Source organism: [Clostridium] scindens ATCC 35704, assembly GCF_004295125.1.
Classification (GTDB): domain Bacteria; phylum Bacillota; class Clostridia; order Lachnospirales; family Lachnospiraceae; genus Clostridium_AP; species Clostridium_AP scindens.
Genome location: NZ_CP036170.1, coordinates 3426425 through 3447089, shown reverse-complemented (window position 1 = coordinate 3447089; position 20665 = coordinate 3426425). Strand labels below are relative to the sequence as shown.

Here is a 20665-nt window from a genome sequence, read left to right as displayed (position 1 = left end):
ATATGTGTTGTCGAGATTAGTTGTTATAGGCAATGGATTTGATTTAGCTCATGGCTTGCATACAAAATATTCTGATTTTATGGAATACTTGATTTCTTATGAACAGCAGCCTAAAGTAATTCAAGGTCGGTATATTCGTCTTGATAGTGTTTCAAAGCAAGACCAAGCAAGACACCGTTTTTATGACGCAATAAGTAAGTATATCCCCGAACAGGATTTATGGAGTTCTTTTGAAGAAGCATTAGGCTATTTAGACTATGAACAAATACAAGAAGATAATTCATGTTATTTCCTTGATTACGGAGATGATAACTGGCGTGATAGTGCAAATCACGATTTTCAATACATGATTGGCGAAAATTTATCTTTTGCAGCAGATATTCCGTATTATTTTTTAGAATGGATTTCGCACATAAATACAAGTGTGCCGTCTATTGTTTCATCAAATGTAATCAATAGAAAATGCTTGTTTCTGAACTTTAACTATACAGATACGTTAGAGAAAGGGTACGCTATCCCTTCTTCTAACATTTTATATATTCATGGTAATGCCTTGCGGGGAAACAATCTCATATTGGGACACCATGACGCTACACTTTTTCAAGAAAGGACAATCCCCGCATTTAATGCGGCAGAAGAACACGGTATCTATCTGGAAGATATAGAGGAAGATTTTAGATTGCAAGAAGCAAGAGAAATTATAAAAGACTATTTTAGAAAAACATACAAAGATACCGCTTCGATTATTAGATATAATCAATCGTTTTTTAACTCGTTGACGACAGTTAATGAAGTGTATATATTCGGTCATTCTCTTTCGGAAATAGACTTTGACTATTTTGCCGAAATCAAAAAGAATGTTCCACTAACTTGTCAATGGTATATCTCATACCACGACAATATGGTTAACGCGCAGAACCTCATTCGCAGGCTGAATATAAAGAACTTCCAACTGTTTCAGTTTTAAGGGGGTGTATCAATGAAATGTGCGTATTGCGGGAAGGAAACAAAGGGAACTAAAGAACATATTATTTCATGTGCTATTTTAGATTTATTTCCCGAATGCTATATTACGTTTGATAACGCAAGAGATAAGGTACATCAAGCTGATCCAATGGTCAAAGACGTATGTGCAAAATGTAATAATCAAAGGATTTCCTATATTGATAGTTACGCCAAGGACTTTATTAGCCAGTATTTTACACAAAAATACACCGAACATGATACAGTCGAGATTGAATATGATTATGTCATGGTTCAGAAAATGTTGTTAAAATACGCTTTTAATGATTTAAGGTCACACAAAGATGACTGTACTTTCTTTGATGAGGAAATGCTTCATTATCTTTTGAACGAAAACGACAATTCACCAAAAATAAATGTGACCGTGCTTTGTGGGCTTGCTGTGAACGTATCTCCTGCACCAGACGCAATGTTCGGAAATCTTAAATTACGTTGGTGTAAAGACCCTATTCTTTATGCAAACAGTATTGTACGAAACATAGATTATGAAACGGGACAAGTTTTTCTTAATGATGATGTACAAAAAGAGAATTTCCCTGATTTAAGGATTTCATATTTGTTTCGATTTAACAGCGTTCAATTCTTGCTAATGTGTTGGGATAAAACGTCTGAAAAGATAGAAGAAAACAATGTGGTATTGAGTTGCCAATATCCATATTGTTTGATGAAAGCGACCGAAACAAAAACTGTCTTGCCTGTATGTACCGATGAATTTAACTACCATCAATTTGAACATATCCATGTTAAATGGGACGGTTTATTTGAAGTCGGTTTAATGAGGAAACTTGCAAGTGGTGGAAAATATCAGTATAAGGAGTTGTACGAAAGGGAATGGGAAAAAGAAGAAGAAAATATTAAACAACAGCACCCTCGGTAATATAAACTTTGCAAAAAAGAACGGGCGCGGCAGCCGGTATGTTGGCCACCGCGCCCGTTTTCTCTATGGGTGCAGATTGTTGTTTCTGTTACGCAGTAGAACCGCGATTTTAAGGGAATAAGTATTAAGATATTACCGCCCTGCAAAACGGCTGTCAGAGCCGCATAAAACAAGGCTTTTTTCGCCCCTACTGCGTAACAAGAGCGCGTCTTTTCCTCATGCGCTCGGCTGCCTGTCTGCGGGTAATCCGCTTCCGGCAATCCGGGCAGTATTTGACGCTGTTTGATGTAGATACAAAGGACGCGCCGCACTCGGTACATTTCTTTCTGTCCTCGGTCTGATTGAGTTCTGCATACAGGAGCTTGTCGGCGGGAAGTACGGCAGTCCGAAACCACTTGCAGAGCAGCGAATAGGAAATGAGCTGCGGGCATACGCAAGTGTCCCCGTCGTCAAGTAAAATACAGTTGCCATTCTCGCAGTTGCAGCACTCCTTTTTCACAAGGGTGTTTACCTTGCGGCTTTGGGGCGGCGACAGCCGCTTAATCCCGTTCATACTTCATCAGCAGGATAAACGGCAAGCTCCTTATACTCGGCTTCGGTCAGCGCGTCCACTTTGGAAAGGGTGCGCTTTGCAAGCTCCCGTAATCCCGCGTCCATGAAAGGCAGCGTGGCGGTCATGTTCTCTACAAGCTGCGCTTTGTTTCCCACATGGTAAATGCTTAAAAGGTTTGTTTCTTCAACAGTAAATCTAATCATGCTCATACCTCCAAATCGTGATTTTTTGTTTTTACGGGTTTCTTCTTTCCCGCCCGTTCCTTGTCCGCTTTGAGCTGCGCCCGGATAGAGGGCTTTTCTTTCGCTGCGGCTGTCTTGCCTTTGCCCCTGCCATTTTCCCGGTCGGTCTTAATCGCTTCCGCAAGGTCAACAAGGGAGATAACTTCGCCCGCCTTTGCTTTCTGTTCCAGAGCGTCCACGGTCGGCGTCTGCGGGGTGTTGTTGATGATACCGTCAAAGTTATTGTCGTTCTGCTCGATAGTGTCCTCGATATACTTCAAGGGGTTTACCTTTTCCGGCTGCTCGGAAGCAACGGCAAAAGCCCGTGTACCGTTTCCCATAATCAGATATTTCCCGTCGTCGGATTGATGATGAAAGCCATATCCGGCGGCTTCCATTTGTTCGCGGCTCATGGCGGTTACATGGAAAGTCCCCCGTGGCGTTTTAATTGTTTCGCCTGTTTCCAAGTCGTCGGGGATAAGCTGTGGCTGCTTCTCCTGTAAAAACTCCGGCACGTTCTGAAAACCGATACTGTCTACATAGTGGGCGGTATTCTCGCCGTTCTGATGAAGCACCACAATATCGGAAACGGAAAGACTGTGTCCCTTAAAATCTTTCGGGTGGTCGATATTAAACTTTTCCCAAATGCTGTTAAGGGTAATGTCTGCCGTAAGGGGCGCGGTATAGATAAGCTCATAATTCGCCCGGTCTACGGTGTGTCCCGTCGCCTGCAGGCGGTCGTAAGGCTCAAAGCACAAGTCCCTTGTGGCGTTGCCGCGGGATAACTGATAAATGCCGTAGCTGTCCTCTTTGCCGTAGAGTAAAAGGGCTTCCTTTGTCGGCTCACTTTCCCGTAGCTGCTGTTTCATGGCATTGTATTCGTGCAAGGCTTCCCAAGTTTCCTTTTCCACACCGAACAAGCCGCCTTTTCCTGCGTGTTCCTGTAAATCGGTCAGACTGGTAACGGCTCCCTCGGTGCCGTCCTCATAGATACGGAAAACCTCGATACCGTCCTGTGTAAACAGACGCTCGGCGGCTTCCTGTTTCAGCGGAAACATACCGTCCCAAGAATAGCCGTAGTCCTGCATTTCTTTTACGCTGATAGTGGCATCGGGTACGGGGATTTCCGGCTGCTCCTGCTCCGGCGTGTCCTGCTTCCTTTCATGTACCTCGGAAGCCTGAGCCTGTTCCTGCGCCTTTTGCAGCTCTGCGATATGTTCATCAATGCTGTTAATGATTTCCGCTGCGGTGCTGCGGATTGTTTCAAGAGAGCTTTTCAGTTCCGCAAGCTCCCGTCCGGCACTCCACCCGGCGACATACCCAAAGGAATAATCGGAAGTATCAAGTCCGTAATGCTGGCACACGGTATAGGCGATACTTTCTGCCTGTACCTCACGGGTGCGGCGGTCGGGTCTGTTCTCCAAGTCCTCCAAAGGGGCGTTAAGGTCAATGTCGTGTAGCTTCGCATGGGCGATTTCATGGATAAGGGTCTTTAAGGTTTGCAGCTCGCTCATACCCTCGTCAAGTGCAATGCGCTTGTCCTCCAAGTGATAATAGCCGTGTGCGCCGCCCTCGATTTTCTCAAAGCCAACTGGAACAGGGGAAGTCTTTTCAAGGGCAGCGAAGACGTCCTTGTAACGCTCCACGTCACCCGTCAGACTGTCAACGGCAATGTTGGGGATTTCCTTTCCCTCGGTCTGCGACACATCAAAGACAGATACCATCTTAAAGGCGGGGATAGTGATTTCCTTTTCCTCGGTTACGGGCTTTCCGTCCTTGCCGATAACGGGCTTCTGTGTCTGCGGGTCGATTTTCTCCATTTCCTTTTTAATCTTAAAAGGCGACGGGGCAAGGATTTTGATACCCTTTTGTCCTTTCATCACGTTTCGCCCAAAGTTATTTTTCCATGCGTTAAATCCGGCGATAAGGGAAGCGTCGGGCTTCTGCATGGCGATAAGCAGCGTATTGTTAAAGCTGTAATTATGAAACTTTGACATGACGCGCAGATATTCCTTGTAACGCTCGCTGTCGAACAGTTCCGTAATGCCCTGCTCCAAGCGGTCGGTTATCTCTTTGAGCTTTTCGGCGGGCTTCTCGGAAGTTAAGACAATGGGGATAACCGGGCGCGGCTCCTGCGGCGTTGCTTCGGGAACTGCCGCCTGTACTGCCGGGGCTGCGTCCCGTTCTGCGGTCGGCTGCGGGTAGCTCATAATGCGGTAGTCCTCCGGCACATCCCGCCCCTCAAAGTGTTTCTCCCATGCGTCGCCGCTTTCCACAAGATAGCCGTATTCTGTAAAGCTGCCTTTTTCCTGTGCAGCGGCGTTTCGTCCAAAGGCGATAGGGTCAATGGCATTTTTCCATTCAGCGGGCATTTGTACCATGCCGGACTTGTTAAGGTAATAGTCGCCTAAGTCGCGGGGCGTGTGTACTTCGGGGATATGCACGAAAAAATCCTCGTTATAGGTAAAGTCAATGAGCTGCCCGATATTTTCAAAACCATTCCTGCGCTGCGTAGCTGCGTTCAGTGCGGCAATCCCGGAAGCGTCAAGGGTTTCCAGTCGTGCCGCAAGGAAATTCAGCTCGTCCACCTGTGCAGCGCATACCATGTCATACGGTAAGGCAATGTGCCTGTCCTCCCGGTCAGAGTAGCCGTGAATAAAAAAATCATGCGGATTGTCAGCGGTAATGCCGACGCTTCGCATAGCTTTGTGAAGTTCTTCTTTTGTGGCGGGCATGGATAGCCAGCAGCCACCCGGTTCTCCCGTGTCAAAACGGGTGCGGCTGTCAATCAGGATTGCAAACTGTTCCGTTTCCTGTCCCGGCTCGGTTCTCGGTGCAGCGGGAATGTCGGCGGCAGGCTGCTTGATTTCCTCGCCCTCTACGGTGTAGCCCGGTAAGAGCTGTCCGTTTACCCTAAACTGCTCCGCGTACTCCTGCGGGATAGCCGGGGAGATTTCTGTAAATAAATGCTGATAGGCTTTGATACGCCCGTTTAAGTATTTTTCCATAGCTGCCCGGTCAGCAAATACCTTTCTGTCCTGTCCGGCGATTTTCGCCTGTCCGTACCCGTGGGGGCTGTTAGTGTAGATGTTCCAAGACAACGTATAGGAGTACGGGATAGATTTCTCTGCTTTTCTGTCGTAGCGGGTATTTTCGTACACATGGTAGCTCATTTTATATACCCGGTTGCTGATAGTGTGGCGGTCGTTGTCCTCGTCCTGCCACTTGTTCGCCGTATGCTTTGCTTCGGGTATTCTCGCATACTCAATCGCCTTGTCAAATAGCAGGGTCTTAGCTGCCTGTTCTTCCCATGCGGAAGCCTGTACTTTCAGATTTTCAAATACAGTCTGCTCCGCAGCCGCGCTTTCCTCCCGCAGCTTCATAAGCTCCGCAAGGGGTAAAGCAGTCAGCGGGGAAATGTCCGCGTTTTTCGTTTCAAAATAGATACCGCGCTCAATTTTCATCTTGTCGGCGGCTTCCAGTCTGTCATGGTCGTATGAGGAATAACCTGTTTTCCATTCGTCCATTTGCTCGCTCCTTTCTTTTTCAATCATGCGGTGCATAAGCTCGTAGTCCTCGTAGCTCATGCTCCCGTCAAATACATAAGGGTCAAAATCTTCCCCGTCCCGGTAAGGCTTTTCGGAAAAGGGAAGTCCCGCTGCATGGGCGGCGGCTCTTGCTTCCTCGATAAGCTCCGGGGGAAGTCTGTCGTCATGCGCCCCGATAAAACCGTCAATGTCATTCATGCTGTTTTCATAGTGATAGCGCACTCCGGTGGTCAGCTCGTCAAGGCTCATATCCTCGCCCAACTGCCCGCAGTAATAGCCGTTTAAGATAACAGCGGCGGGGTCAGCCGCTTTGATTTCCTCTAACCGGCTTCTGTCAAACGGTTCTAAAGTACCGTCCACTTCAAGATGAAACAGCTCGGCTTTCCAAGAACGCCCCTCTTTCCAAAACGCCACCCATGCGATACCGTCCCTAAGTTCCTCTTGATAATCCTTTACGGTGTTGCGTAAACTTGCCATGTGTAAAACCTCCTTTCGCGTATGGCAGCGCGGATGCTGCGCTTATGGTTACATAGTCCTACTACGGTGCGTCCGTATTTCTGCCAAAGGTTTTTGAATATTTTTAGAGGGTTTGGGAAACTTCCCAACAAGCAAAATCCCCGCTAATCTCGTCAGAGAAAAGCAGGGATTTTACGGAAGTGGGTACCCGCTTCCTATGCTTGCTATTCAGTTATTTTTTCTTCGACAGTTCAATGCGGTAGTTGACATATTTCCCGCCTGTATCGGCTAATACGATAGTTCCGTCGTAGGTTTTGCCCGTTTTGGGGGAATAGAGCTTCTTCACGTTTACTTTGCCGGATTTTAAGAGTGCGGCGGCAATCTTCGGGGTAAAGACGGTTTTCCGTTCCTCAAAGAAGCGGTCATTTTTCCACATGGTAAAGCTGCACTCTTTGTTGGAACAGTAGTAGTTTTTCCTGCCCTCATAGACATTTTCGCCGCAGCGGGGGCATTTGCCGATAACGGGCTTTTCCTCTTTGAAACGCTCCTTGTCAGTATCAGAAAGAAACGGATAGGTCTTTACCAGTTCCCGCGCCATATCCTCGATACCCTCCATAAATGCGGCGGGGTCTGCCTTGCCTTTTGCAATCTGTGTCAGATTGTTTTCCCATTCTGCGGTAAGCTGCGGGCTCGTCAAGGTGTCCGGCAGGACGCACACAAGGTTGATACCGTCTTTTGTGGGAAGTAGCAGCTTGCCTTTTCGCTCCACAAAGCCGCCCTTTACCAGTTTTTCAATGACAGCGGCGCGGGTGGCGGGAGTTCCAAGCCCTTTGCGTTCTGCGTCCGGGTCGGTGTCCTCGCTTCCGGCGCGCTCCATAGCGGAGAGCAGCGACGCTTCGTTGTGAGGTTTTGGCGGTGTTGTGTCATGCTCCGTTACCTTTGCCGCCGGATTTTCAAAGGTCTGTCCCTCGGTAAACGGCGGCAGGGTCTTTTCTGTGTCCCTGTCTGCGTCGTCCGTTTCGGATTTGTTTTTCAGTGTTGCCCGGTAGCGTCGGTCAAGTTCTTTCCAACCCTCACAAAGAATGGTCTTGCCCCTTGCGGTAAAGGACTGTCCGGCACATTCAAAAACTGCCGTAACCGCTTCAAAGGTATGCGGTGTAGCGGTCGCCATAATCAGACGCGCCCCGGCAAGGGTAAGGATATTTTTTTCACTTTCCGGCAGCGCGGTAAGGTCAGCTTTTGCAAGTTCCATAGTGGGGATAATGGCGTGGTGGTCTGATACTTTTTTGCTATTCAGTACCTTTGCAAGCTCCGGCATAAAGGAAACACCCGCCATAAAAGGCAGCTTGCCGCAGAGAAGCGTTATAATGCTTTTTGCCGTGTCGCTCATGTCGTCGGTCAGAAAGTTGCTGTCGGTTCTCGGATAGGTCAAGAGCTTCTTTTCATAAAGGGTCTGTGCAAGGTCAAGGGTCTGCTTCGCTGTGTACCCATAAATACGGTTTGCTTCCCGTTGCAGAGAAGTAAGGTCAAAGAGTTTCGGCGGGGCAATGGTTTTCTTTTCTTTCACAAGGGAAGTACAGACAGCCGCCGACGCTTCGCAGGCCGCTTTCAGTTTGTCCGCTTCATCAGCGGCGCAGATCTTCGCGCTTGCCGCTTCTGCGCCGGGGAGCATAAGGCGCACATGATAATATTTTTCTTTCTTGAAGTTTGTAATGGCAGCGTCCCGGTCTACAAGCATTTTGAGGGTCGGGGTCTGGACGCGCCCCACGTTCAAGGTCTTTCCATACAGGCAGGAGAAAAGGCGGGTGGCGTTAATGCCGATAAGCCAGTCAGCCTTTGCCCTGCATAGTGCGGAGTGATAGAGGGCGTCATACTTGCGCCCGTTCTTCAGATGTTCAAAGCCGCTTCTGATTGCGCCCGTTTCCATTGAGGAAATCCAAAGGCGGGTAAAGGGTTTCTTGCAGCCCGCTTTTTCTATGACAAAGCGGAAAATGAGTTCCCCCTCGCGCCCCGCGTCGCAGGCGTTTACGACTTCCGAAACGTCGGTGCGGTGCATGAGGTCTTTTAAGACATTGAATTGCTTTCCCTTGTCGGCAGCTACGGTGTACTGCCATTCCTGCGGCAGAATAGGCAGGCTGTCATAAGTCCATTTCTTGTACTGCTCCCCATAGGCGGCAGCTTCGGAAAGCTGTACCAAATGCCCGATACACCAAGAAATGATGTACTCGTCGTTTTCAATATATCCGTCTTTTTTATCCGTAACGCCGAGGGCGGCGGCAACCGCCGCCCCGACGCTGGGTTTCTCACAAATCACTAACTTCATTCTTCCTCGTCCTCCTGTTCGGTGTCTGCGCTGTCAGCTTCTTCCTCCGGCTCGTCCTCGTCGTAATCGTCAAAATCAAACTCGTCAAGGTCGGTACTGCCTTTCACGTTCTGTTTCGGTTTCCTAAACTTAAAGTAATAAAGGGCTGCGCCGCCGCCAAGAAGTCCCACAACAAGGAAAATCAAAAGCCCGTTCATGCTGTTTTTGGGTTTCTCCGGCTCTGCGGGTGCTTCCGGCTCGGTGTCCCTGCCTGTGCAGTTATTCATGGTTACGGAACAGACAGGACAGGCGGTGTTTACCTCGCCCGCCTTGCATTTCTCGGTACAGTTGCAGACAGCAGGGGGCGGCGCGGTCTGCCCGTCCTCAATGATTGCCATAAGGTCGGTTTCGTCTACCTGATTTAAGAAGTGGACGGAATTTTCCCCCTCGGCTGCCCGGTCAACGATAATGTAAAAATAGTTGCCGCCTTTGCTTTTCACGACGATAAACTGCTTATCTTCGGCAGCGTCGCCGCTTATGTCGTCCACAAGGGTCATGTTTCCCTCCGGGGTTAAGGTCTGTGGCTCGGTTTCCACGATTACGCCGCTGTCGTCGGTTTCTTCCGTTGGCGTCTGTGCATGGGCGGGAACAGAAAAACCGCCCACAAGGATAAGGGCGGCGCAAAGTGCGGTAAGGCTTCTAAGGATTTTATTCTTCATCTGCATTGTCCTCCTGTTCCTCGTAGTCTGCGGGGATAGGGGAAATCCCCGGAATACCGCTGCCGGAAAGCATTGCGGTAAGCTCCTGCGGGGTAAGGCGCATAGAGCGCACAAGCTGCACGATTTCAAGGTTTTCCGCTTCGGTTTTCTGTGCTTCCAGTCCGCGCAGCCTGTTCTGATACTCCGTGATTTTCTCACGGGTCTTTTGGATTTCCTTTTCAATTCTTTCGATTTTACTCATAGCCATAATGATTTTTCTCCTTTCAATTTTCAAAATTGTGTCAGTTCCAGTTCATCAGCCCGTACCCTTTGATACAGGCATAGTCAAGGGGATAGCTCTTAATCTTGCAGGCGTCGCCGGAATTGCCCTCTACGGTGTAGACACGGCTTGCGTCCCTGCCGATAACAAGCCCTACATGGTCTGCGCTGCCGTCTAAATCCCAGTCAAAAAAGATAGCGTCGCCGGGGGCAATGTTTTCATAGCCCCGCGCGCCCCATTGCCCGTGAAAGGTAAACCACGTAATACCCTGCGACTGGCAGGCGGCAAAGCGGGGTTCACTTTTTCCGGCTTGATTGTAGCACCACGAAACAAAGCAGGCGCACCATTCCACGCGGCTGTTAAAGCCGTACCAGCTCCAATACGGGTAGCCGCCCACATTTCCGACTTGCTGCTTTGCAAGGTCAACGATAGCGGTATTTCCGGGTCGCGTTCCGTTTACAAAGTCCACGCCGCTTAAATCCTCGGACGCGGAAGTGTCGGGAGAACCGCCGCCAAAGATAAGGGGCTTGTTCCCGCTGGTCTGTAAGTACACCCGGTACATTTCAAGCTGCTCCGGGGTCAGATTGTTTTCCGCAATAGTGGAAAGCGGGGTGTTCGTCAGCTTGACGTTCAAGATGTAATACTCATAGGGCACTTGTACGGTGTAGGTGTCCGTATGCTCGTTGCCGTCCTCGTCCGTCCATGTGTCGGTGCGTTCTTCCTCCCGGTAGCGTATTTCCACTTCCTCGGTCAGCGTCAGCTTGTATTGCTGATTGAAAATCCTTTGCAATTCACTTTGAACGTCGGCGCGGGTATAGGTCTGATATTTTGCAGTCAGATAGGACGCTAATTCGTGTGGGTTATGCCCGATATTTGCAAGGTCATAGCGGTACTCGTCATAGCCGCTGTGGGTGGTTTCGATAGTGTCAATTTCCCTTTGCAGCTCGTTTTCCAATCCGGCGTAGCTGTTTTCCACTTCCACAAGGTCGCTGTCCTCGGACGTGTAGGACGTTCCAAGCACCCCGTTTAACGTGCCGGAAAACATAGCTCCGCAAGAGGACAGCCCGGACATTACCATGATAAAGAGCAGCAGCACCCCGACAGCGATTGCCACGCCCACCGGGTGCCTTGCTACAAACGCCGCGGTCTGCTTCGTTTTCTCGGCGGCTTTGGCTGCCGCTTTGCGGGTGCGTTCTGCCGCGCCCTTGATACCCTTTGCGGTAGTGCGGGCTTCCTTTGCATATTGCCGTTTAATTTTCTGCTTCTGCCAAAACCGGGAAAGAGGGGTACTGGTTAGCTGCGGGTTATCATGCAGGGTCTTGTGATACTGAAAATCCACGTTTGCCTGAAAAGCCGCTTTTTCTGCCTTTGCCGCTTCCCGGTAGGGTTTGAGCTTATGGCTGCGGTAGCCCTGTTTGATTTTCCGCGCCCCGTACTTTACGCCGCGCTCGGCGGCTTCCTCGGTTTTGTGTGCGCCCTCCACGCCGGAGTTGTCCTTTTCAACGGAATGGATTTTGTTGTGGACGAAAATACCCGCTTCCTGTGTGGGGCGTGAAAGCGGATTGTGCTTTTCCTTAAATCCGGGCGGCTTGTCCTTTTCCTCAAAATGCAGGCGGGTCTTGCCTTTCCCGGTGGCTTCGTCAAAGGTACGCTCTTTCGTAAGTTTCTTTTCTTTGGGGATAGCTGCCTTTGCCTTATCCAAGCGGTCGGCGGCTTTGTCGGATTTCTTGATATACTTTTCAAGCTCCGGGGCAGCGCGTTCCTCGTCGGTAAATTGCAGCCGGGAAGATTTTGTTTGTGCGGTAGCTTCTGCCTGTGCCTTTCGTACCGCTTTTTTAGACGCTTTGCGGGTATGGGCGGCGTCGATATGCTCCATGACGCGCTCCGTTTTGCCTGTGTCTGCTTTGGGGGCAGCTCCCGGCGCATGGGGCAAGGGAGAAGTCGGGGAAGCTACACCTTGTAGCTGCGCTGCGTCCTGTGCTGCCTGTTGTTCCGGGGATTTCTGAAAATCCGCGTCCTGCGTCCGTTTGCTGATACGTTCCGTTTCGCCCGTGGTCTGATTTTCTGCGATAGCCCCGTCGCGGGTCATTTTCTGCATGATTTTATCGCGGGGCTTTAAGGGGTCTTTCAAGTGTTCCCACCTCCAATCCGCGCCCCTGCAAGGGCGCAATACCCGGCGTTCAGTTCAATGCCGATATAGCGGCGGTCAAGGCTTTTCGCTGCAAGCCCGGTGGTGCCGCTTCCAAAAAACGGGTCAAGGACAACGCCGCCTTTCGGACAGCCCGCCAGTATACAGGTTTCCGCGAGCTTCGGGGGATAGGCGGCAAAATGCCCGCCCTTATACGGTACGGTATTGATAAGCCAAACGTCCCGTTTGTTCCTCGTGGTCGGCATGAGGGCGTCGTCATAATAGCCGCCGCTGCGGGTCTTGTTGATACCCTGTACCTTGCCCTGTCCGGGTACTTCCTCGGCGTATTTGTGTCCTGCGCCGCGCCCCTGCCGGTACCGCGCAGCCGTTCCCGGCGCGATCGGCTCCGCAATGGCGGCAGCGTCATAGTAGTATTTCTTTGACTTCGTAAGTAAAAAGATATGCTCATAGCAGCGGCTCGGTCGGTCGCGGCAGCTCTCCGGCATGGGATTTTCTTTCAGCCAAATAATATCGCTCCGCAGATACCACCCGTCAGAGCGCAGGGCAAAAGCTAAAAGCCACGGAATACCGATTAAGTCCTTTTGCTTGCAGCCCGCTTTCATGCCTGTGCCGCAGTAGGTGTCTGCGATATTCAGCCAAAGAGTGCCGTCGTCTTTGAGTACCCGGCGCAGCTCCCGAAACACTTCCACAAGCCGCCCGATATACTGCTCCGGCGTGTCCTCCCGTCCAATCTGCGCGTCAAGCCCGTAGTCCCTTAGTCCATAGTAGGGCGGGCTTGTGACGCAACAGTTCACGCTTTCGCTCGGAAGCTCCCGCAGGGCATAGAGGGCGTCGCGGTTGATGATTACGTCTGTTTTCATGGCTTGCTCACTTCCTCCGGCTTTGTCGTAAGCAGACGGTAAAGCTCGGTATTCGTCGGGAAGCGGTCAATGAACGGCAGCACCACATTCCCGTAAAAGATAAGTCCCTCGCCCGCTTCGGTATGGGTCACATACTTCATCTGCTGCGGGGAGATATTGAGCTGCTTTGCAAGGATAGCCCGGTCGCCCTGCGCCTGATTGAGCATGAGGACGAAATCGGAGTTTTCAAAGATATTTTCGACTTCGCGGCTTGATAAAAGGTCTTTGACGTTCTGCGTGATTGCTGTCGGTATGCCGCCCCATTTACGAAAACGCTTCCAAATCTCCACGGAATAGGCTGCGGTCTGTTCCTCTTTCAAAAGCAAATGAAATTCGTCCATGTAGTAGCGGGTCGCCTTTTTCTCGGCGCGGTTTAAGGTAACACGGTTCCACACCTGGTCTTGCACAATGAGCATACCTAACTTCTTTAATTGCTTTCCAAGCTGTTTAATATCAAAGCAGACAAGACGGTTTGAAAGTTCCACGTTGGTACGGTGGTTAAAGACGTTCAGAGAGCCGGAAACATAAAGCTCCAATGCCGCCGCAATGCGGGCAGCTTCCGGCTCCGGCTGCTTCAAAAGCTCGTTGTAGAGGTCGCCCAAAATCGGCATTTTTGCCGGGTCGGGGTCTGCAAGGAACGGTCGGTACACATTCCGAACAGCGCGGTCAATCACGGTTTTCTCTACGGGCTGCAAGCCCTCTTTGCCGCCGATAACAAGCTCGCAGAGGGAAAGGATAAAATCACTTTTCAGCGCAAGCGGGTTGTCGTCCTCGGAGTAGTTGAGGTTAATATCCATAGGATTTACATAGTGGCGGCTCGTCGGGGAGATATGCACCACCTGTCCGTGTAACCGTTCCACAAGTGGGTAATACTCGGCTTCGGGGTCGCAGATGATAATATCATCGTCGGTAATAAGGAAAATGTTTGTGATTTCCCGTTTTGCCGCAAAGGATTTTCCGCTTCCCGGCGTTCCCAAGATTAAGCCGTTGGGGTTTTTCAGCTGTTTGCGGTCGCACAAAATCATGTTGTTTGACAGCGCATTTAAGCCGTAGTAAAGGGCTGCGCCCCGCTGAAAAAGCTCCTGTGTGATGAACGGGATAAAAATAGCGGTGCTACTGGTCGTTAATCCTCTTTGAATGGGGATAAGGTTCTCCCCAAGAGGGATAGAGGACATAAAGCCTGCTTCCTGCAAATAGTCAAGGCGGGTCAGAGCGCAGTTATTTTTCTGTGCAAAGCCCGCCGTAGCGAAAATGTCATTCTCCAGTTTCCGCTTCGTATCTGCCATGTTTGCCACAAGGAACGTCAGCAAAAACATTCGCTCGTTGCGGCTCTGTAAATCCTGCAAGAGATTTTTTGCTTCGCTGCCGAAAGTGGCAAGGTCGGAGGGAATTATATCCATATCGTAACCGCTGCGTACCGCTTTTTTCTGTTCCTCAATCTTCATCTTGTCGAGGTCGGTTATCTTGCGCTTAATGGTCTTGATTGCTTCGCTTTGGTCGATACTGCGGATATGCAGATTGACGATAATCCCGTTTTCAAGGTCGAGAATATCCGAAAGCATACGGTCGTTCAGCTCCGGCGCAAGGATTTCAAGGAACGATACCGCACCTAATTTCTTTCCCATGCGAAACGTGCGCCCGTCGCCAAAATGGAACGAGGACGGGGCGATAAAGTCCTTTGTGGTAAGCCCCGACGGTACAAGCCAGTCCCAAGAGAAACGGAACGGCTCGCCCGCCGGGTGGAAAATCCCATGCAGCACGTTCAAGCGTTCCTGTCCGTTCATGGGGCGGGCGGTTACGCCAAGCACCTTAAAATTATTGAGTACGTCGGTTTCGATACGGGAAAGGCGGGCTTTTGCCGCCGCAAGATTATCCGCTTCAATAGAAAAGGTAATGTACTTGCATTTTTCCAGTCCGTTGTTGCCTTTTTCAAGCTGATTTTTCAGCATATCCGCGTACTCTTTGCGGATAGAGTTAAAAGCGTCGTCCTGCGCCGGGATTTCGATAGCTGCCTGTGCCTTTTCCTGCCTTGCGCCCTGATTGATGAAAGAGAGCTGCACCGAAACGGAAGCGTCAAAGTAGTTGAGAAAATCGCACCAGTTTTCAAAAATGGCGGTCTTATCATCTGCCTGTGCAAGCTGATAGTTAATGTCCTCAAAGACAAGGCTTTTACTGTATTTCTTTTCCGTTACCCTGCAAATCCCGTCCGGGTACATCTGCAAGTAAGGAATGGTCTGCTGTGCGGTGTGGGGCTTCCCGTCGCCCTTTGCCGCCTGTATCACGGCGGCGATTTCTTTCTTTTCTGCGCGGGTCAGCTTGCGCTTAACGGGATTTTTTACCGCGCGGCTCATGGTTTTTCGTTCTGCCATTGACAATAGCCGATACCTCCTTTTCCAGTTTTCGTTGTTTTTCTATGACGGCATAAAAATTTTCCGTCTGATAGGGGCGTTCCTTTGGCCGGATAAACTTTGTCTGAATGACGTTCTTTATCACGACTTCAAGGGGCTGCCCGTGTTTTTCATACATTGCCAAGAGGAAGCAGGGAAGCATAACGACAATCATTGCAAAGGCCGCCATGCTTGTTCCCGCGCTGTCCTTGAGCAAAAAGAAAAGCGGTAGTCCCATAGCAAGAGCTGCCGCAAAACATACAATCTGCCGCTTTGTCAGATTAAAAGCGACTTTCGTTTTGATTTTTGATAAGTCTTTGGGTACGGGTACATACGCCAAGTGAAAACCTCCTTTCTGCCTTAGTGGGCGTTAAAGATTGACTTCGCAAGTGCGCCTGTTTTGAATAGGGAGAAGCACAAAATCACGGTGTAGGCTGCAAGGGAGAAAATCGCGCTGTGCAGGTTATCCGCTACAATCATGCTGCCAACCAAAACCGCATAAATGCCGACGCACACCATAATGAGGAAGCCTTGAAAACCGAGAGCGAACAGGGCTTTTAAGTAGTTGTTGCCTATCTGTCCCCATTCTCTGTTGGTCATAGTTGCAAACGGGATAGGCGATACCGAACAGTAAAGGTAAATCTCTATCATTCTGCCGTACAGGATAACCGTGATAAGCACCGACATGATTTTCATGCAAAGGCTCACAAGGCTTGTTTCCATAACGAGCAGCAACAGTTCGGGGATTTCCATAGCGTCAAGTCCGGCTTGCATGGACGAGAGGGCGGCGTCAACGTCGATATTCGTATCGCCGCCGATCACGCCCGCCGCGCCGGAAACAACGTGCTGCGCCATATCGAACACCGCCATTGTAATGGTAAAGGTGTGGGTAACGAGATACACCGCTACCCACGCCTTGAAAAACCACTTAAAGAACATGAACGTGTCAACATCGTGCATATTGTTCTTTTCCGTTACCATGCTGATAAGCTCCACGCATAGAACGTAGGTAATGACAAGCCCCGCAATGGGTACAATCACATTTTCCGACAAGCTCTGTATCATGGAAAATATGCCTGCGTTCCACCCCTGCGGGGTCTTGCCTACCTCTGCGGCGATAGTTCCGACTTTTTCGTTTACGTCCCCGAACATAGTTGACAGATTACCGTTAATGGCTCCAATGAGGATTTCCTTTATCCATTCGTTAATCGCGTCAAGTATGCTCTGCATAGGCTACACCCGCCGCTTAACCGAACAGTCCGGCAAGCAGAGGTACAAGGGTGCCGCCGATAAGGGCAACGCCGCCGCCCGCCATGAGCTGCTTCATGCCCTGGCTTTTTACTGATGTGCGATAAAGAAGTAATAGAAGTGTAAAAAATTTTGCCGTTCCTATCCGGCACTTGCGCATTGTGTCGGATAGGTCGGGCGGTTATTCGGGCAAGTCCACCTTGCCAACAAAAGAATAATAAATCTCAATGTCCTGTCTGCGGGTCTTGTTCTCGTCATAGCTGCACTCATGCACAACGATTTTCTCTACAAACTCCCGCAGCAGAGTAGGGGTAAGTTCTTCAAAGCTGGTATGCCGCCGGACAACATTCATAAACTTTTCTGCGTTCACGGTGGCTTCCTGTGCTTTGGAAAGCTCCGCTTGAATAGCAGCGGCTCTTTCTTTCAGCTCCCGTTGCTCTGCTTCATAGTCTGCCGACAGCTCTGTGAAACGCTCGTCTGATATGCGCCCGGTCACGCTGTCCTCATACAGCCGCTTGAAGATAGCGGATAACTCGGCTATGCGTTTCTCGGAGGCTTCCAGTTCCTTTTTCTTGGCGGCGTTCCTGCGTTTGCCCCCGTCCTCGTTCTGCTCAATCAAGAGTTTCATAAACCGGGCTTCATGCTTTGCCGCATAGCTGGTCACTTTCCGCAGATTGGAGAGTACACCAGCGGTCAAGAGGTCGGTGCGGATAAAGTGCGCCGTACAGTCATGGGTGCGTTTCTTGTAGTTGCCGCAGATATAACAGTCCTGCTTGCGCTTGTCCGTCTGGTATCGCTGCTGATACATCACGCTGCCGCAGTCCGCACAGAACAGTATGCCGGAGAACAAACCCACTTCATCATAGCGGTTTGGGCGTTTGCGCTGTTTGCGAAGCTCCTGCACCCGTTCCCATGTTTGGGTGTCTATGATAGGCTCGTGGTGGTTCTCGAAAATCACTTGCTTTTCCGGGGGATTTTCTACACTGTGCTTGACTTTGTAAGAAAGTTTTTCTGTCTTGAAATTTACCAGACAGCCTGTGTATTCCCGGTTTTCAAGGATATGCACTACGGTATTGGTCGCCCACTTGCACTCATAGCCGGGGTGGTAGCGGCGGGTGCTGCCCGTCCTGCGGTATTCAAGCGTTCCCGGCGTGGGGATTTGCTGCTCTGTGAGCATACGGGCTATCTTGGTCGGACCATTCCCGGCAAGACAGAGGTTGTATATCTGCTTGACTACGGGTGCAGCTTCCTCGTCAATAATGAAATTTTCATCCTCGTCCATGAGGTAGCCATACACAGGCTTGCTTGTGATGGGCTTGCCATTCATGCCTTTTGAGCGTTTTACTGCTTTGATTTTCTTGCTCGTATCTCTCACCAGCCATTCGTTAAAGATATTCCGCAGCGGGGCAAAGTCATTGTCGCCCTGTGCGCTGTCCACTCCGTCATTGATAGCGATGAAGCGGACACCTTTCTGTGGGAAAATCATTTCCGTGTACATTCCCACTTGCAGGTAGTTTCGCCCTAACCTCGACATATCCTTTACGATAACTGTCCCGACTTTTCCGGCTTCAATGTCCGCAAGCATGGCTTGAAAACCGGGTCTTTGAAAGTTCGCACCAGAATAACCGTCGTCCGTGTACCAGCGCAGATTGGAAAAGCCGTTCTGCTTTGCATAGGTTTCAAGGATACGCTTCTGATTGGAAATGGAATTGCTTTCGCCTTGCAGCTCGTCCTCATGGGATAGTCTTGGGTAAAGGGCGGTAATTGGTTGTTGGTTGGTCTGTCTTAACATAAAATCCTCCGTTTCCGACAGCCAGCCCCACTATTCCGTACCTTGATTGTACCACATGGGGCGGCTGTCTGTATAGCGGCAAAAGCGTCAAATCTGCTTCTTTATGGTCGGTCAAATCGCCGTTTTTTGTGTAGCAGCTTCCGCTTCCAGCACTTTCATCATCTTGTCGGCTGCGGTGTCGGTTGCGCCCTGCTTGAAGAAGCCGGAAACGGTAAGGACGGAGTTGCCCATGCGGATTTCCGTCACACAGTCCGGGCGGCGGTCTGTTTTGGTGGTGCTTGTCTGTTTCGTTTCTGTCATAGGCTCTCCTTTCGCTGCTTCATCAGTTGCTTTAAGCGTTCCAGCTTTTCCTGTGCGGTTTCCTTTCGGAAGTTGCTGCCCGTGAAGCGGACGGGGGCGCACATGGAAGTCAGCCTGTCATAGATACGGGCGTGGGGCGTGTCCTGCGGGTGCTGCAATTCCTCCAGCGTGAGGTTGGTCGTGGCGATCAGCGGCTTGCCGCTTCGGTAACGGCTGTCAATCACGCTGTAAACCTGTTCCAGCCCGTATTCTGTTCCTCGCTCCATACCGAAATCATCAAGTATCAGCAGAGGGTAGCTGCAAAGGCGGGAAATATATTCGTTCCTGCCCTCAAAGCTGGCGGCAAGGTCACCCAGTATCGTTGCAAAGTTTGTCATGCAGACGGCAACCTCTTTTTCCATAAGGGCGTTGGCGATACAGGCGGCAAGGTAGCTTTTTCCCGTCCCCACGCCGCCCCAAAACAGGTAGCCGATATTTTCAGCCTGCATGGTTTCCCAGCTCTCCACATAAAAGCGGGCGGTTTCGGTCTGCGGGTTTCTGCCGTTGTCATGCTCAAATGTCCAGTTCCGCATAGCAGGGTCGGTAAAGCCCCGGCGTTTCAAGTCCTCCACTTTTTCAAGGTGCTTCTGTCGGCTTTCGGCGGCTTGCTGCTTTTCACGGGCTGCCCGCTGGCAGTCGCACTCTGCCGGGTGGCGGTCACGCCCGAAACAAGTCTTTCCCTCTGCAAAATAGGCTTCTTTGGGCGTATGGCACTTACCGCAGTATAAAAGCCCGTCCTCGCCTGTGTAGTCCTCCGCTTCGGCGGTAGTGGCTGTAATGTCCGTAATCATAGCTTCAATTCCGTTTTTCATAAGCTCTCGCCCTCCTTGCATGAATAATCGGGTATGCCCTGTTTCGGGGCAGCCTTGCCTTTGGCAGCGTCCTCCTGCGCCCACTTGTAAATGGTGGCTGCATGGCTGTGGTACTGTTTCCCGGTGGAAGCGATATGGCAGGAAAGCCGGTCAATATAATACTCCCACTTGTCGGGCAACTCTGTTTTTAGCCCGGAAAGCTCTGTATCGGTCAGTATCACATTGTTGTATCTGCCATAAGCGGCGGGGGCGGGGTGTCCCGTTTCTCCCTCTCTCTCTTTTTCTATCTCTATCTCTTTCTCTAACTCTATCTCTATCTCTGGTGGACGAATGTCGGACAAATGTCCGCCTTTTGTCCGGGGCGGTAAAAGTGCCTTGTTTTCCAGTCTTGCAGCCCGTTTCCGCTCGGCTTCGGTAGAGGACTGTCCTATCATCAGCTCAATGTCGGTCATATAGAAAGCCCCGCTGTCAAGCTGCTCCACAAGCCCCAACTGCCGGAAAATCTCTAAAGCCCTCTCAACCGTCCCTATCTGGTGGCGGGTCAGTGTCGCTATCATCTGCGCTGTGTAGGGGATATGCTCGTCAAGCTGCAATTTCCCGCCGTTTTTCAGCGATTTTAAGTACAGCTTCAAGAGGATATTGGAGTATAAAATCCCGTCTTTCATATCTTCCAGCAGCACAATGGAGTCGCTGTCAAAAAAGTTCTCTTTCAGCTTGAGGTAGTAATACTTGCGGTTATCTGCCATTGTCCCTGTCCTCCTTTTTCCGGCGTTTGGAGTAGTAGTGGGGGCAGAGTATGATAACCGCCCGGAAGCTCTGCTTGCAGCTATGGGTACAGCCCCGGCAGAGGTCATTGTATGTGATACGATCGCAGGTGGAATTCCCGACTTTCACTTGCCGCAGGAAAAAAGACCATTCCAGCCGCCGTTTCTTGCTCATTCTTGGCATGGGTGCGCTCCTTTCTGCCGTTTCCGCTGGTGTGGCGGTATCGGCGGTAATTCTGTATCATCTCGGTATCATTTTCGGGTTTTTTCTGCCCTATAAGCCCGTTAAAAAATCCTTTGGTATTTGCGGATAGGGT

At 50.4% G+C, this 20665-nt stretch carries 19 protein-coding genes; 2 read left to right on the top strand and 17 right to left on the bottom strand.

Annotation, left to right across the window (positions count from 1 at the left end):
* The first annotated feature begins 7 nt into the window (after nt 1-7).
* Both HDCHBGLK_RS17670 and HDCHBGLK_RS17665 read left to right on the top strand, forming a co-directional pair.
* A complete protein-coding gene (locus HDCHBGLK_RS17670) occupies nt 8-967 on the top strand; it encodes a bacteriophage abortive infection AbiH family protein (protein ID WP_161567393.1) in 960 nt (319 codons plus the stop codon).
* A 12-nt stretch (nt 968-979) separates the two neighbouring features.
* The gene (locus tag HDCHBGLK_RS17665) at nt 980-1900 is read left to right on the top strand and encodes a hypothetical protein (protein WP_004604808.1); all 921 of its coding nucleotides are present in this window, start codon (nt 980-982) and stop codon (nt 1898-1900) included.
* A 187-nt stretch (nt 1901-2087) separates the two neighbouring features.
* On the opposite strand, the gene HDCHBGLK_RS17660 is transcribed toward HDCHBGLK_RS17665, so the two are convergent.
* The 17 genes from HDCHBGLK_RS17660 to HDCHBGLK_RS17580 all read right to left on the bottom strand — a co-directional run bounded on the left by HDCHBGLK_RS17660 (nt 2088) and on the right by HDCHBGLK_RS17580 (nt 20532).
* Nucleotides 2088-2453, bottom strand: coding sequence for a cysteine-rich VLP domain-containing protein (locus HDCHBGLK_RS17660; RefSeq protein WP_004604809.1), 366 nt, complete (start codon nt 2451-2453; stop codon nt 2088-2090).
* A complete protein-coding gene (locus HDCHBGLK_RS17655; protein ID WP_004604810.1) occupies nt 2450-2662 on the bottom strand; it encodes a transposon-transfer assisting family protein in 213 nt (70 codons plus the stop codon). Before HDCHBGLK_RS17655 ends, HDCHBGLK_RS17660 begins: the two co-directional genes overlap by 4 nt.
* The gene (locus HDCHBGLK_RS17650) at nt 2659-6699 is read right to left on the bottom strand and encodes a YodL domain-containing protein (RefSeq protein ID WP_004604811.1); all 4041 of its coding nucleotides are present in this window, start codon (nt 6697-6699) and stop codon (nt 2659-2661) included. The genes HDCHBGLK_RS17655 and HDCHBGLK_RS17650 overlap by 4 nt, the downstream gene beginning before the upstream one ends.
* A 211-nt stretch (nt 6700-6910) precedes the next feature.
* The gene (locus HDCHBGLK_RS17645) at nt 6911-9001 is read right to left on the bottom strand and encodes a DNA topoisomerase 3 (protein WP_004604812.1); all 2091 of its coding nucleotides are present in this window, start codon (nt 8999-9001) and stop codon (nt 6911-6913) included.
* Nucleotides 8998-9699 (bottom strand): DUF4366 domain-containing protein, encoded by a 702-nt coding sequence (locus HDCHBGLK_RS17640; RefSeq protein ID WP_039909176.1) that lies wholly within the window; start codon nt 9697-9699, stop codon nt 8998-9000. The genes HDCHBGLK_RS17645 and HDCHBGLK_RS17640 overlap by 4 nt, the downstream gene beginning before the upstream one ends.
* Nucleotides 9689-9946, bottom strand: coding sequence for a DUF4315 family protein (locus HDCHBGLK_RS17635; protein WP_004604814.1), 258 nt, complete (start codon nt 9944-9946; stop codon nt 9689-9691). The genes HDCHBGLK_RS17640 and HDCHBGLK_RS17635 overlap by 11 nt, the downstream gene beginning before the upstream one ends.
* Before the next feature lie 34 nt (nt 9947-9980).
* Nucleotides 9981-12047 (bottom strand): C40 family peptidase, encoded by a 2067-nt coding sequence (locus HDCHBGLK_RS17630; RefSeq protein ID WP_039909186.1) that lies wholly within the window; start codon nt 12045-12047, stop codon nt 9981-9983.
* 38 nt (nt 12048-12085) lie between these two features.
* The gene (locus HDCHBGLK_RS17625) at nt 12086-12967 is read right to left on the bottom strand and encodes a DNA-methyltransferase (protein WP_004604816.1); all 882 of its coding nucleotides are present in this window, start codon (nt 12965-12967) and stop codon (nt 12086-12088) included.
* A complete protein-coding gene (locus HDCHBGLK_RS17620; protein ID WP_050755116.1) occupies nt 12964-15375 on the bottom strand; it encodes a VirB4-like conjugal transfer ATPase, CD1110 family in 2412 nt (803 codons plus the stop codon). Before HDCHBGLK_RS17620 ends, HDCHBGLK_RS17625 begins: the two co-directional genes overlap by 4 nt.
* On the bottom strand, nt 15329-15733 hold the full coding sequence (locus HDCHBGLK_RS17615) for a PrgI family protein (protein ID WP_004604818.1): 405 nt from the start codon (nt 15731-15733) through the stop codon (nt 15329-15331). The genes HDCHBGLK_RS17620 and HDCHBGLK_RS17615 overlap by 47 nt, the downstream gene beginning before the upstream one ends.
* Before the next feature lie 20 nt (nt 15734-15753).
* The gene (locus HDCHBGLK_RS17610; protein WP_004604819.1) at nt 15754-16623 is read right to left on the bottom strand and encodes a VirB6/TrbL-like conjugal transfer protein, CD1112 family; all 870 of its coding nucleotides are present in this window, start codon (nt 16621-16623) and stop codon (nt 15754-15756) included.
* A gap of 16 nt (nt 16624-16639) precedes the next feature.
* Nucleotides 16640-16801 carry a Maff2 family mobile element protein gene (locus HDCHBGLK_RS20135; RefSeq protein ID WP_004604820.1) on the bottom strand — a complete coding sequence of 54 codons (162 nt, stop codon included), beginning with the start codon at nt 16799-16801 and terminating at the stop codon, nt 16640-16642.
* A 21-nt stretch (nt 16802-16822) separates the two neighbouring features.
* Entirely contained in the window at nt 16823-18433 is a 1611-nt protein-coding gene (locus HDCHBGLK_RS17600) for a recombinase family protein (protein WP_002569232.1), read from the bottom strand.
* A 111-nt stretch (nt 18434-18544) separates the two neighbouring features.
* Complete coding sequence (locus HDCHBGLK_RS17595) at nt 18545-18733, bottom strand: transposon-encoded TnpW family protein (protein ID WP_002569233.1); 189 nt, start codon at nt 18731-18733, stop codon at nt 18545-18547.
* On the bottom strand, nt 18730-19584 hold the full coding sequence (locus tag HDCHBGLK_RS17590) for an ATP-binding protein (RefSeq protein WP_002569234.1): 855 nt from the start codon (nt 19582-19584) through the stop codon (nt 18730-18732). The genes HDCHBGLK_RS17595 and HDCHBGLK_RS17590 overlap by 4 nt, the downstream gene beginning before the upstream one ends.
* Complete coding sequence (locus HDCHBGLK_RS17585; protein WP_002569235.1) at nt 19581-20330, bottom strand: phage replisome organizer N-terminal domain-containing protein; 750 nt, start codon at nt 20328-20330, stop codon at nt 19581-19583. Before HDCHBGLK_RS17585 ends, HDCHBGLK_RS17590 begins: the two co-directional genes overlap by 4 nt.
* Nucleotides 20320-20532 (bottom strand): hypothetical protein, encoded by a 213-nt coding sequence (locus tag HDCHBGLK_RS17580; RefSeq protein WP_002569236.1) that lies wholly within the window; start codon nt 20530-20532, stop codon nt 20320-20322. Before HDCHBGLK_RS17580 ends, HDCHBGLK_RS17585 begins: the two co-directional genes overlap by 11 nt.
* Nucleotides 20533-20665: the final 133 nt, after the last annotated feature.